The organism is Pseudoxanthomonas kalamensis DSM 18571, assembly GCF_010211745.1.
In the GTDB taxonomy this organism is placed as follows: domain Bacteria; phylum Pseudomonadota; class Gammaproteobacteria; order Xanthomonadales; family Xanthomonadaceae; genus Pseudoxanthomonas_A; species Pseudoxanthomonas_A kalamensis.
On sequence record NZ_PDWQ01000097.1, the window covers coordinates 1 to 584 of the forward strand.

The following is a 584-nucleotide window of genomic DNA, read 5'->3' on the forward strand; positions in this document are numbered from 1 at the left end:
TGTGTTATTGATCCCCGCTGTTCTTGTCGACCATCTGTGACTCGGTCACCGCGCCGCCGTCCGCAGTTCCCGGCGGCTGCGCGCGATGGGCGACGGGACGCGGCGGCCGTGGCCGGCTGTCCACGTTGTTTGCCGGCGTGTTTCTGCTGATCCTGATGGTGCTGCTCAAGCCGTGGGTGTCGCAGGTGCCGGTGGTGGCGCTGGTGGCGATCATGGTGATGGTGTCGGCGGAGACCTTCGACTGGCGCTCGCTGCGCACCGTGGTGACCCACCCGCGCACCTCCAGCGTGGTGATGCTGGCCACCGTGGCGGTCACGGTGTTCACCCACAATCTGGCGGCGGGGGGGGCGGGTGGGGTGCGGACGGGGCCGGGAGGGTGCCCTGGCGGAACCCCGGGTGGTCCGGGGGCGGGGTGGTCGCGGAGAGGATCGGCCCGGCCGCGGTGGGGGTGAATATCGGCAGCAGCTGGCGCTGGTGCGGTTCCGGGTCGGGGTCGATCAGGGTCTTGTGCTGCGCCAGCCGCGCGGCGGCTTCGCCAGGCTCGGGGATGCGCTGGTCGATCACCTCGAAATAGGTGTCAGGGG

The 584-nt window shown here is 70.7% G+C and carries 2 pseudogenes; one reads left to right on the top strand and one right to left on the bottom strand.

The window, feature by feature from the left end:
• Positions 1-101: 101 nt before the first annotated feature.
• Positions 102-359 (top strand): annotated as a pseudogene (locus CSC70_RS14195) (sodium-independent anion transporter); the annotation flags it as partial.
• On the opposite strand, the pseudogene CSC70_RS14640 reads toward CSC70_RS14195, so the two are convergent.
• Positions 322-584 (bottom strand): annotated as a pseudogene (locus CSC70_RS14640) (hypothetical protein); the annotation flags it as partial. The pseudogenes CSC70_RS14195 and CSC70_RS14640 overlap by 38 nt on opposite strands.